General features: G+C 29.7%; 18 protein-coding genes and 1 pseudogene. 17 read left to right on the forward strand and 2 right to left on the reverse strand.

The features are described 5' to 3' along the window. Positions 1-128: 128 nt before the first annotated feature. The 11 genes and pseudogenes from JOC70_RS00495 (at position 129) to JOC70_RS00545 (ending at position 5,962) form a co-directional block, all read left to right on the forward strand. The gene (locus tag JOC70_RS00495; protein ID WP_204596974.1) at positions 129-539 is read left to right on the forward strand and encodes a peptide deformylase; all 411 of its coding nucleotides are present in this window, start codon (positions 129-131) and stop codon (positions 537-539) included. A 95-nt stretch (positions 540-634) separates the two neighbouring features. Further along, a complete protein-coding gene (locus JOC70_RS00500) occupies positions 635-895 on the forward strand; it encodes a hypothetical protein (RefSeq protein WP_204596975.1) in 261 nt (86 codons plus the stop codon). A 156-nt stretch (positions 896-1,051) separates the two neighbouring features. Continuing rightward, positions 1,052-1,312 carry a TfoX/Sxy family protein gene (locus JOC70_RS00505; RefSeq protein ID WP_204596976.1) on the forward strand — a complete coding sequence of 87 codons (261 nt, stop codon included), beginning with the start codon at positions 1,052-1,054 and terminating at the stop codon, positions 1,310-1,312. Positions 1,313-1,425: 113 nt separating this feature from the next. Next, positions 1,426-1,626 (forward strand): annotated as a pseudogene (locus JOC70_RS00510) (response regulator); the annotation flags it as partial. Between the two features lie 107 nt (positions 1,627-1,733). Beyond that, on the forward strand, positions 1,734-2,258 hold the full coding sequence (locus JOC70_RS00515; protein ID WP_204596977.1) for a VanZ family protein: 525 nt from the start codon (positions 1,734-1,736) through the stop codon (positions 2,256-2,258). 151 nt (positions 2,259-2,409) lie between these two features. Further along, a complete protein-coding gene (locus JOC70_RS00520; protein ID WP_204596978.1) occupies positions 2,410-2,877 on the forward strand; it encodes a sigma-70 family RNA polymerase sigma factor in 468 nt (155 codons plus the stop codon). Then, positions 2,874-3,581, forward strand: a complete 708-nt coding sequence (locus JOC70_RS00525) for a zf-HC2 domain-containing protein (RefSeq protein ID WP_204596979.1) — start codon at positions 2,874-2,876, stop codon at positions 3,579-3,581. The genes JOC70_RS00520 and JOC70_RS00525 overlap by 4 nt, the downstream gene beginning before the upstream one ends. A gap of 57 nt (positions 3,582-3,638) precedes the next feature. After that, entirely contained in the window at positions 3,639-3,839 is a 201-nt protein-coding gene (locus tag JOC70_RS00530; protein WP_204596980.1) for a hypothetical protein, read from the forward strand. A 185-nt stretch (positions 3,840-4,024) separates the two neighbouring features. Continuing rightward, positions 4,025-4,945: a class I SAM-dependent methyltransferase gene (locus tag JOC70_RS00535; RefSeq protein ID WP_204596981.1), complete on the forward strand. Its 921-nt coding sequence runs from the start codon at positions 4,025-4,027 to the stop codon at positions 4,943-4,945. Positions 4,946-5,020: 75 nt separating this feature from the next. Further along, a complete protein-coding gene (locus JOC70_RS00540) occupies positions 5,021-5,272 on the forward strand; it encodes a hypothetical protein (protein WP_204596982.1) in 252 nt (83 codons plus the stop codon). Between the two features lie 171 nt (positions 5,273-5,443). Further along, entirely contained in the window at positions 5,444-5,962 is a 519-nt protein-coding gene (locus tag JOC70_RS00545) for a GNAT family N-acetyltransferase (protein ID WP_204596983.1), read from the forward strand. A 167-nt stretch (positions 5,963-6,129) separates the two neighbouring features. Here JOC70_RS00545 and catA read toward each other — a convergent pair whose 3' ends face one another. Next, positions 6,130-6,789, reverse strand: a complete 660-nt coding sequence (gene catA / locus JOC70_RS00550) for a type A chloramphenicol O-acetyltransferase (RefSeq protein WP_204596984.1) — start codon at positions 6,787-6,789, stop codon at positions 6,130-6,132. A gap of 178 nt (positions 6,790-6,967) precedes the next feature. Beyond that, complete coding sequence (locus JOC70_RS00555; protein WP_204596985.1) at positions 6,968-7,858, reverse strand: LysR family transcriptional regulator; 891 nt, start codon at positions 7,856-7,858, stop codon at positions 6,968-6,970. A gap of 126 nt (positions 7,859-7,984) precedes the next feature. Between JOC70_RS00555 and JOC70_RS00560 the strand changes: the two genes are divergently transcribed. The 6 genes from JOC70_RS00560 to JOC70_RS00585 all read left to right on the forward strand — a co-directional run bounded on the left by JOC70_RS00560 (position 7,985) and on the right by JOC70_RS00585 (position 12,221). Beyond that, complete coding sequence (locus JOC70_RS00560) at positions 7,985-9,007, forward strand: epoxyqueuosine reductase (protein WP_204596986.1); 1,023 nt, start codon at positions 7,985-7,987, stop codon at positions 9,005-9,007. Then, positions 8,986-9,258 (forward strand): GNAT family N-acetyltransferase, encoded by a 273-nt coding sequence (locus JOC70_RS00565; protein ID WP_243429008.1) that lies wholly within the window; start codon positions 8,986-8,988, stop codon positions 9,256-9,258. Before JOC70_RS00560 ends, JOC70_RS00565 begins: the two co-directional genes overlap by 22 nt. Before the next feature lie 315 nt (positions 9,259-9,573). After that, the gene (locus tag JOC70_RS00570) at positions 9,574-9,786 is read left to right on the forward strand and encodes a hypothetical protein (RefSeq protein ID WP_204596987.1); all 213 of its coding nucleotides are present in this window, start codon (positions 9,574-9,576) and stop codon (positions 9,784-9,786) included. A gap of 244 nt (positions 9,787-10,030) precedes the next feature. Further along, the gene (locus tag JOC70_RS00575) at positions 10,031-10,480 is read left to right on the forward strand and encodes a CBO0543 family protein (protein ID WP_204596988.1); all 450 of its coding nucleotides are present in this window, start codon (positions 10,031-10,033) and stop codon (positions 10,478-10,480) included. 92 nt (positions 10,481-10,572) lie between these two features. Next, on the forward strand, positions 10,573-10,851 hold the full coding sequence (locus tag JOC70_RS00580; protein ID WP_243429009.1) for a hypothetical protein: 279 nt from the start codon (positions 10,573-10,575) through the stop codon (positions 10,849-10,851). A gap of 176 nt (positions 10,852-11,027) precedes the next feature. Then, the gene (locus tag JOC70_RS00585) at positions 11,028-12,221 is read left to right on the forward strand and encodes a hypothetical protein (protein WP_204596989.1); all 1,194 of its coding nucleotides are present in this window, start codon (positions 11,028-11,030) and stop codon (positions 12,219-12,221) included. The last annotated feature ends 43 nt before the right edge of the window (positions 12,222-12,264 follow it).

Raw genomic sequence — 12,264 nt, forward strand, 5'->3', positions numbered from 1 at the left:
TTCTTAAAATGGCAAATAAAGATTATTAAAAAAGACACAGATAAATGATAATTTGTCATTGATGTGCTAATTTTATATATGATATAGTATGATTTATAAAATATACAACTGAAAAAGAGGTGTAAATAATGATAAAACCAATTATAAAAGATATATTGTTTTTAGGACAAAAATCAGAAGATGCAACTAAAAATGATATAGTAGTAATTGATGATTTAATAGATACATTAAGAGCAAACCTTGAGAATTGTGTTGGATTGGCTGGTAATATGATTGGAGTGAAAAAGCGTATATTAGTATTTACTGTAGGCAGCCTTATTGTGCCTATGATAAATCCAGTTATATTAAACAAAGAAAAGATTTATGAAACTGAAGAGAGTTGTTTATCTTTAATTGGCTTTAGAAAAACAAAGAGATATGAAAAGATAGAAGTAGAGTATCTTGATAGAAATTTTAAGAAGCAAAAGGAAGTGTTTACTGGATTTATAGCACAAATAATTCAACATGAAATGGATCATTTTGAAGGTATAATAATCTAATTGAATAATTAAAATATGAAGTAATTATTTAGAAACATAGTATATACTTGATTAGAAGAGAAATAGGTATTTTAAAAAAGAAAGTGAGCGGAAAAATGGAAAAGTTTTTTAAAGCAATAGAGGAAAAGATAAGAAAGTCAGGATATCCTGGAGAAGTCAGTGGCGAAGAAATCTACGCTGAAATAAGTGATGAGGCCGAGGATCAAGAAGAAGGAAGTTACTTATTCATGAAGAAGCAAAATGATGATATCATGTTCGAATACAGAGTGGATATTTTAGAGGACAATATTAATTTATCAACCCTCACAATACATACATCAGAGAGAAATTACTTTATTGATTTTGATGCCGAATAGATAGACGTATTGGGAAGGTATATTTTATATAACCTGTTTAAGTCTGAAGAACTATGGAATATAAAATAAGAATTTGGTAAAATGTAATTATAAGGTGAGGATATGAACCATAATGCTTTACTTAGTTGGAATCTTATTTTGAAAGGGAGTTTTATTATGGGAGAATTATCAAATCTGCCTAATATCGGAAAAGAAGTTGAAAGGCAGTTGAATAAAGTAGGTATATTTACTTATGATGAATTAAAAGATATTGGTGCAGAACAGGCATGGCTGAAGATACAAGAAATTGATGCTTCTGCGTGTATTCATAGATTGTTAGCACTGGAAGGTGCAATTGACGGTGTTAAGAAAACAGAGTTACCACAGGAACGTAAAGCAGGTCTAAAAGACTTTTATAATTGGCATAAGGGCAAATAGAATTTGAAGATTAAATAGAAGGTAAGTTAAAATTCAATAATGATTTTATGGCTAACTGTGTGAAAGTTAGCCTTGTTTTTTACATATAATCGCAGAAAGAAAGGATAGAACTCATGAGTATGAATATTTTGGTTGTAGACGACGAGCAGTCCATAGCAGACCTAATTGAAGTTTATTTAAAAAATGAAGGTTTTACAATATACAAATTTTATAACGGTAAAGATGCGCTAAGGTGTGTTGAGTCGGAACAGTTAGAGCTTGGGATACTTGATGTCATGCTGCCAGATATTGATGGCTTTACTCTCTGCCATAAGAAAATCTTAAGAAATTCATAAGATAGAATTCCAACATAGCTCCTTGTTCTGTGTTTAAATAATATCAGCATAGAATAAGCAGAGATTAAATGAAAGATGGAGGTATTATGAATAAACGGGAGAGAATTAAAACAGTCATTTTATATGGTGTTTTCATTTGTTACATACTTTTATTAATTAAAATATTGTTCTTATCAAGAATTTCCCATTCGGGGCCTAGGTCAATCAATCTTATTCCTTTTTATAGTATAATGGAATATGTATCTAGTAGTTCTGCGAACATAAAAGCATTTGCTTTTGGTAATGTGGTTGGCAATATAGTTATTTTTGTTCCCCTTGGGGCATATTTGTTATTATTCAAAAATGATAAAAGAGCAATAACTAATTTGTTGTTTATTTTCATAGTGAGTTTGTTTGTTGAAATCATTCAGGGGATTCTAGGCATTGGAGCATCAGACATTGATGATATAATTCTAAATTGTCTGGGTGGATTGAGTGGTATTTTAGGATATAAGTTTTTATTGTTTATATTACGAAATGAGAAAAAAGTACATACTGCAATCACAATACTATCTGCTATGGGATTACCTGGTATATTATATTATTTATTTATGATGAGAATGAGATTTTAAATATCTTTATTGCATATTCAAGGCTAGGTAGTTATAACTTCACAATTTATACAACTAAGCAAGCGTGTCCAACAACACGCTTAAATTTTTTTGGAAATATTGTAACGAAATTTAGTTTCAAGAGTCTTATATATGAAAGTGAGGTGAAATCGTGACTGACTTTGAAGTTATATACTCCAATTACTTTTCTGACGTTTATAAATATGCCCTGTCGCTCTGCCATAATGAAACTTTGGCAGAGGGAATAACGCAAGAAACCTTTTTTAAAGCTCTAAAAGGTATAGATAATTTCAAAGGGCAATGTAAGATGCGAGTTTGGCTGTGCCAAATATCAAAAAACATTTATTTTTCACTATGCCAAAAAAATAAAGAAACCAGAGATGAGCCCCAAGAAGATAAAGTTAAATATGCTGAACAAAAGTTAATAAATAAAGAAACAGCATGGGAAATACATAAAAAACTTCATTTTTTAGATGAGCCCTATAAAGAGGTTTTCACTTTACGTGTGTTTGGTGAATTACCATTTCTACAAATTGCTGAGCTGTTCGGAAAAACAGAAGGCTGGGCAAGAGTCACATTTCATCGTGCAAAAATTAAAATCAAGGAGGGATTAGATTGAAAATCTCCTGTGAAATAACCAAAGACTTACTACCTCTTTATCATGATGAGGTTTGCAGCAACCAAAGCCGTATCGCTGTGGAGGAACACTTACAGGAGTGTGATGCCTGTAAAAAATATCTTGATAGTATAAATAGTGACTTTATTCAAGATAGCACTGCAAAATCGTCAGAGCAGGCAAAATCAAATGTGTTAAAAGGAATAAAAAAGAAATTGTTTAGGAAAAATGTTATGGTATCAGTTATTTCAGTTATATGTGCAATTGCAGTGTTATTAGGAGGATTTGAACTTATATTCCACCGCCAGATACCGATCCCCTACGAAGAGGGATTAGTGAGTGTAAAAATGAGAGATGACGGAAAGCTTCTTGCCTATTTTAACGGAGATGATTACTACTGCTCATATAAGTGGAACACCACAATTGAAAAAGATGGAATAAAACAAGATGTTGCATATATTTATTACACAGATACTATATGGACAAGATATTTTTCTAAGCCTCAAAAGGATAAGGAATATAAGTATGAAATCAACAATAGTTCATGGAAAGATTATGACAATGGGGAAGGTCTTATAGAAGAAAAAAAGGACATATCAGCAGTGTACTATATGGTTTACCCAGATATGAGAAAAATGTCTTCAAATATGATTAAAGAAGAAGTGTCAAAGGATTCCTCAAAATCAGTTCTTCTTTGGAAAAAGTAGAAAATTATTGTATAAGTGGGTATTTATTGATTAATAATCTAGAAGGGGAATATGTTAATGAAAAAAGTAATTGTATGTTTATCATTTATTGCTCTTGGCATGATTTGCTTTTACTTTGCATTTCAAGATAACACAAATGCAACATTAGGAGTACCATTAACAATAGTTGGTGCGATATTTTTCGGTATAGGACTTTATAAAAGTTGGCGTAATGGAATTCTTACATCTGTATTAGATTTATTTCATTTTTGGCCATAACGTAAAGAAATCATTTAATATTAAAGTATTTTTGGAAGTAAAATAAGGGAAGTCATAATGACTTCCCTTAAAAATTTTACATATTTTTTTATTTCTATGTCTTTACTATACCATAAAATACAAAAAAAGTCAAGTATTGTAGTTGGGATATCAAAGTAGTATAAAGTATTAGAGGTGATAATTTTATGGAACAAAAAAGTTTAACGGCACTTGTAAGTGCCTTTTCAAGAGCTTACCACTCAACACAAAATACAGAGAAAGTAAAAGTATTTGATGATTATTTGGCAAGGAAAATCTTAACGGAGGATGAGTACGAACAAATAGCAAGAAATATGTCAAAAGGAATTGGTTTCTTCAATCCAACTTTTGTGGGCACACAGGACGAGGCTTTACGATGGGTTGTTGATAATCAGTTATCTCCTTCTCCAATAGGAAGAGCAGCATTTACAGAGAGACTGCTTGAAAATGCTGTTCGTATGGGTGCAAGGCAGTATTTGATTTTTGCAGCAGGATATGACACATTTGCATATCGACAACCTAACTGGGCATCAAAAATTGAAATCTTTGAAATTGACCATACTACTACTGGTATAGACAAGCAAAAACGAATTCAGTCATTAGTAACACATAAACCTGCAAATTTACACTATATATCTGCAGATTTTACCAAAGACAATTGGCAGAGCAAATTGCTTGAATGTACAGAATTTAATCCAAGCAAAATAAGCTTTTGCAGTTTGCTTGGAATAAGCTACTATTTGTCTAAACAGGTTTTTATAGAAATAGTCAGAACGATTTCAAAATTTGTGCCAGAAGGCAGTAGTATAGTTTTGGATTATCCAGATGAATATACTTATACTGACAAGGCTGGAGAACGAGCCAAAAAGCAAGCATTAATGGCTAGTGCGGCAAATGAAAAAATGCTTGCGAGTTATTCTTATATGGAATTGGAAAAGATATTAGCTGATAACAATTTCTTGATATATGAACATTTGACACCCAATGAAATAACAGATCAATATTTCAAGAAATATAACGAAGCAAATCCAAAGCATCCTATAAAAGCATTTGATAATGTGAATTATTGTTTAGCAGTTAAAAAATAAAGGATATTGGAATTATTATAATATAATGATATAACTATATATTATAAATCAATGATATCTAAAGGAGATTCAATATTGTTTTTATTTAATAAGAAGGATGTATATATCGGATATTCATTAGAAGAATTATCAAAAGTTAGAGGAGTTTTAGAAAAGGAAGGCATTAAATATATTTATAAAATGATAAATTATTCGGGTACTACAAGGAGCAAGTTTGGGAGTTTTGGAATCAATATGAGATATGAAAAACAATATATTGTTTCTGTGAGAAAAGATGATTATGAAAAAGCGAAATATCTTGTAAATAGTGTTTTGCAGGCAACCTAAAGAATATGAATATCCCCAAAAGTAACACATACGGTAGCCAAGTTAGGGCACAATTTTATTTAAAAATACACTAAGTGATATGTATAACTAATTTGAAGACTAAGAAGTATAGAATATAAAACAGGAATTTAGTAAAATATCATTTTCATTGTAACTGGAGTGGTAAAGATTATGGACAATTTAGTAATTAAGGAATGTAGTTTAAAAGATATAGAAAAAATTAAATATATAAGTGAAAAAACATTCTATGAAACATTTTCTAATGATAATACGAAAGAAGATATGGAAAATTATTTGAAAGAAAATTTTTCTTATGAAAAGTTGGAGAGCGAAATCAAAAACAATGGTTCAAAATTTTATGTAGTAGAAAATAATGAAGAAGCAGTTGCATATATGAAACTTAATTTTGACAAAGCTCAAACAGAGTTAGGGCATGATAATACATTAGAAGTTCAAAGAATTTATGTATCTCAGGAATGTAAGGGTAAACATATCGGCAAATTGTTAATACAAAAGTCTATAGAGATTGGCAAAGGTAATAATCTTGATTACATTTGGTTAGGTGTATGGGAGAACAACATCAATGCGATAAAATTTTATGAAAAGCAGGGATTTAATAAATTTGATACACACATTTTCAAATTGGGTGAAGATGAACAGATGGATAATTTAATGAAACTCATATTGTAAAGCTTATTTATAGCAAATAGAAAATATATGTGGATAATGTTTAACGGGTTTGGGCAATTCCCTAATTATCCAGGTGAAATTGAATATTTTTGACAGTTGGTAAAGAAGGTAAATTTGAAGGGGAGGCTATGTAGCTTCCCCTATTTTAATTATAAGAATAGTATAGTTTATTTATGTTTTAACCATGGTTGACAATTTAATGCTAATTCTTGTACCTCATTAATAAATCTGCTGGCATGGTAACCATCACAAACTGCATGATGAACTTGTATGGACATAGGAATAAGTATTTTATCATCCTGTTTAAAGTATTTTCCAATTGTGAAGATAGGTACTAAATAGGTTCCATCATTATATATATTTAAATTAAATCCAGTAAAGCTCACCCAAGGTATGCAGGATATAGGAAATGTATTCATTGGTTCATTCAACTTCGGAGTAAAACTCATAATGTCCCCATAGTTTTTAATATCATCAAGATACTTATTGTAAAAACATGAAAAACTTTTATCATACTCTGTCCAGATACTTGAAAATGTTTCGTTATCCTTATGAAAGATAGTATAACTTGGACTCATACTATCCCAGTATCCTAAATTACCCTTTTCATCAAAACAAGTGCGAAATTCCTTATGATTATTAACCACAGTTGCAATAATATAAATAAGTGTTGGATACAGTTTAAGTTTTTTTAGCTTAATATCATTCAATAAATTTGTTATCTCTATATTTGCTGTCATGCTATAAGTGCACCTAACAGAATTCAAATAGTGTTCAAAGTATGGTTTTCTGTTCCAATGTTCAGTATCTATTAAATTAAATTTCATAATTTTAGCCTCCTAAAAAGTTTTGTTGACTGATTCTAGAAGGCTATCTTAATTGAGACAATCACTTTACAACCCCCAAACTTGTACATATGGCCTATATTGTAGCATATATACTATAATGTATCAATAATCAGCTTATTATAATATTATGATGTAATCATACAAATAGTAGATCACTTTAATCAATATTAAAATTTTCTTTCACTAATTGCACAAACAACGACATTGCAGGAGTGATCCATTTATTCTTGTGATAAGCGTAAATTGCTGTGATTTTGCTATCAGAGCAGCCTACCTCAAGTTCTTTTAGCCTACCGTTTTCCAGTTCTTCTTCTACTGCAAAACGAGGCAAGAAAGAAATTCCTAAATTACTTGCAACACATCTTTTTATTGCTTCAATGCTCCCAAGTTCAATTGTATTATTTAAGAATATCTCATTACCACAAAAATAATCTTCAATTATTTTTCGATAAACGGATTCAGCCTCATGAACAATAAGGCTTGTATTTATTTGTTGATTTACTTTAAAAAAGTCAAATTTATTTTTCTCTAATAAAGGTGAACATATTAAAGCTAAAGTGAAGTCAGCTAGTTTATTAGTAATCAAACTATCATTTTGGCTCCCTACATCATACATCAAACCAAGGTCTACCTCACCCTTAGATAGGATATTTTTTATGGCAAGGCAATTGAGTGAAATGATAGAAAGTTTTACATTAGGAGCTTTTTCTTTAAATAGGGTTAGTACATTTTGCAGCTTATAAGACATCAATGATTCTGCAACTGCAATTTTCAACTCTCCTGTAATCTTATCACCATGTTTACCGATACTTTCTATTTTTTTTACTGTATCAAGTAATTCATTTGTATATGGGATCAATTCTTTTCCTAAGGCAGTTAATACCATGTTACGCCCAATTTTTTCAAATAGCTTGATTGAGAGCTCCTGCTCTAGCTGCTGAATCTGCGATGTAACAGTAGATTGTGTATATCCCAGTTTCTTTGCAGCGTTTGAAAAGTTACCTTCTTCTATAATACTTTTAAATGTTTTAAAGTGCCTAATGTCCATTTATTTCACTCCATTCTACATATTATAAATGATATATTTAAAAAAATGAATTGTCAATTCGAATATATCAATTTTACAAATATATAGTTGTTTGATAGGATAAATTTATGGAAGGAGTGTAGATAAATGAACTTATTAGCAGAACAAATAAAAAGTGCAGCACTTAGTATGGGATATGAAAAGTGCGGCATTATTAAAATATCTGATATGTTAGGTTATGAGGAAAAACTTAATGAAAGAATTGAGCGTATTCCAGAAGTGAAGCCATATTACGAGGGATTTTATCGTTTTGCTCACTTGCAAGATACATATTCTTGGGCAAAATCAATTGTTATCTGCGTAAGGCAATATGGAAAATATCATATTCCTGAGCACTTGAAAGGTTCTATTGCTAAGTATTATTTAGTAGATAGTAGAAGGGATGAAAACTCTCAAGATTATCAAGATAGCTTAAAATTTGAAGCGTATATGCAAAAAATAGGACTTAAAACAGCTACTGAAAGAAAATTTGGTATTACTGCATTACGATGGGCGGCATTAAAAGCTGGACTTGGATTAGTACGTAAAAATAATTTCTTTTATACAGAATCCGGTTCATGGGTGTATTTAGAGGCATGGCTTATAGATCAGGAGTTAGAATCTGTTGAAATACCAAGATTGAAGCCATGTCCTGAACACTGTAATTTATGTATTAAATCCTGTCCAACCTCTTCTTTATCACAGCCCTATACTATGAACCGATCAACTTGTATCTCTTGTCTTACTACATGGGAAGGTTGGGATTTACCACATGAAAAATTTAATAAGCAGATGGGGAGTTGGATATTCGGGTGTGATATTTGCCAAGATGTTTGTCCCTTTAATAAAAATTCATGGACAGAAGATGAAGAATTTCCATTTCTTTCTGAGATTAGTCAAATGTTATCCCTTGAGCAAATAATTGAAGCAGATTATGAGTTTTTAGAAAATGTTATACAACCAAAACTCTGGTATATCCCACAAGAAAAGGCTTGGCGTTATAAAACAAATGCACTTAATGCAATGCTAAATGCGTACAAACCTGAGTATTTGCCATTCATTGAAAAAGCCTGTAATGATAAAAATGAGAATGTGCTAAGTATGGCAAAATGGGTTTTGTCAAAGTTATAAATACATTAGAAGTTCAAAGAATTTATGTATCTCAGGAATGTAAGGGTAAACATATTGGCAAATTGTTAATACAAAATGCTATAGAAATTGCCAAAAGTAATAATCTTAATTACATTTGGTTAGGTGTATGGGAAAGCAACATTAATGCGATAAAATTTTATGAAAAGCAAGTATTTAAAAAATTTGACACACATATTTTCAAATTGGGTGAAGATGAACAGACAGATAATTTAATGAAACTCATATTGTGAAGTTTATCTACAATAAATAAGTAACCACTGCCTATAAACCTTCATAAATTATCATGATAGGGTAATTTATGGAGGTATTTTATGGGGTTCAGCGATAACCAAGACAAAAAGAGAAAAATCAGTGATTTAAGAAGGTATAGTTTTTTATATAATAACTGCATACCTTTCACAGCCTTTATTTACTTTTATATGCTCTACTTATATTTGTTTAGCTATATACATTAGATTGGAATTAAGGTTATAATTAATGTGTGAATTTAGTATATTTAGTATAAATTTATAGTTATTGTCTAACAATTGGGAGCAAATGTGTTAATGAAGAAAGTAATGGTATGCTTATTATTTATTGCTATAGGCATAATTTGTTTTTACTTTGCATTTCAAGATAACACCAGTGCAACCTTAGGGATATCATTAAAAATAGTTGGTACATTATCTTTCGGTATAGGGTTTTATAAAAGTTGGCGCAATGGAATTCTTGCATCTATACTGGAATTTGTACTGGATTTATTTTGTTTTTGGCCATAACAATTAAGAAAGCATTTAGTATTAAAGTATTCTAAAAAGTAAATTAAGGGAAGTCATAATGGCTTCCCTTAAAAGTTTTATATATTTTCAACGTTACTCTAAAATACGCCAAAGATAAAAAGCCTTTGCATATAATATAAAATAACAATAGGATATAGTATAAAATATCATAAATTGGATAAATTTAAAGTAATTTTCATCTTAGAAATAATAAAACAAAATACTAGGCAGAGGAGATAATTGAATGATTTTAAATATAATATTAGGCTTTATAATTCCTTGGATATTTGGAGTAATGCTTTATTTTAAAGATAGGAAAACAGTACTAATTATTGCTCCTTTTTCATCAATAATAGCATATATAGTAAATGAGTTTGGCTTTCATCTTAATTTCTGGAGAGTAGTACCTGTAAGTATTAATGGGGATCATACTTCTATATCTGTAAACTTAGGGTTATATTCTGTATTAGGATGTTATTTGATTCATTATATTTTAAAAGAGCATATGAACTCTTATTCAATTATTCTAATTTTTGCAATAGCTTCTACGATGCTAGAATATCTAGGAGTTTTATTTAACTTAGTTATCTATGGAAATGGGTGGAACATAGGGTGGACTTTTTTATCCTATCTTATTCCATATTTATTACTATATTTCTACTACTTAAAGCTAAGAGCGATTAAAGTGTTTTAATAAATATTTTTATGAACCAGAGGAAGCGTTTATGGCGTTGGAACTTGAAGATAAGAGCTTTGATGGTATTACAGGAACTGTAGTTTATAGCAATGATTTTTAATAGATTCTCGAATGATAAGAGAGAGACTTGTCCTAAAGATACAAATACATTGGCTTTTGTTAATAGAAAATGTAGTTTAATATGGAGTATTTCAGGAGTATGTACATTACTGCTTACTATGATATTTATAATATTAAATAAATCCACTGTTTATAATGTAAGCATTAAGTTATTAGAGCTTGAATGCTTAATAATAGTTGCGGTATTTATTACTATAGAATATATTTTAAAAAGAAATTTTTATGGAAAAAGTCATGAACAATTTTAGTTTGTTGTATAACGATAGTAAAAAGGACGTTTTGATTGTATTAACATCAATATTATTCTTTAAGTATGTCGCAAGGGTAGAAAAGGACAAATTTATCGTATAGGTTATATTTGTTCTTTTATTTTTATAGATTTTTGTAATATAATTAAATTATACCACATTATGGAGGTGATTTAATGAAGAAACTTAGAATGCTCACTTTGACACTAATAATGCTTATATTAACTATTTTATCTTACGCTTATGAGAATTTTAATATAGGAGCACCTAAATATAAACAGCCTAGCATTAATATAAATTCTAGAAAGTTTGGGGAAATAAAAGAAGTAACTTGGTTAAGGAAGCACCCAGGAAACATTCTTTTAATATTATCCAGTAAAGAAGAAACGGGCACACCTATGTCCTACTTACATTGTTTAAATATTGATACTGGAGAATCAAAATTATTATATGGATCTCCTTCTCATAAAACTTTAAACAACGTGATATTTCATGATGACCCGTTTTCAAGTGATGATATAATTACCACATTTGACAAAGGTATTATTAGAACTAACGTTACCTTAAATGAAAATAAAGAGTTAGATTGTTCTTATGATTTGACTACTATAGAAGACTTTGAAAATGCAAACAGCATGGACTTTAAAGGCAGTCTTTTCTTTACAAAACCTGATGATAATTTCATATATGTTAAGCAATTTTATAGAGGAGGCCTTTCCTTCTTCAATAATCAAAGTACACCACCAGATTTTACAAAGTATTATAAGAAGCCTTATTGTATAGTTTGCGACAATAGATTAGACCGATATTTAACTTATACTTCTTTAAAAAAAGATGGAATTCATCTATATTCCATGAACTATGATGGTACTCCAGTTAGTAGATTAAATAAACCTATTATAAAAAATATTGTTACTGCTAAAGATATAGGGCATTTTAGTGATGGCTATGTTGGAACGAATTTAAGCAGTAGCTCCCAAAATAATAAACTAAATATATTTATGATTAGAAGAAATATTGAAAATAAAGGTAGTTCTTTAAAATTAGATGAAATTCCATTTAACTTAGATAGGTTTGGAGCAGTTCCTTCTATTGATTCAATTACCTTTAATGAAGACTACTCTTTAATCTATGCATCTTATAATGAGAAACATGAAGGACAAATAAAAATTGCCAATTATAACGGAAGTCCAAAAGTTATTGTAGAGGATAAAAATTTATTTGGCCCAGTTAAAATTAGCCAAAGGTATGAAGAAAATAATAACAGAAAACTTATTTTATACTTCACCTATGAAGGTGATAAAATTCATACAAAGATTTGTGATACTAAAGGAAACTTATTTAAGGATATTAGTGAGATGTTATTATAAAATGACGAATCTAAATAAAATGTAGATATGAACTATGAAAAAT

Source organism: Clostridium pascui (assembly GCF_016908015.1).
Lineage (GTDB): Bacteria > Bacillota > Clostridia > Clostridiales > Clostridiaceae > Clostridium_AK > Clostridium_AK pascui.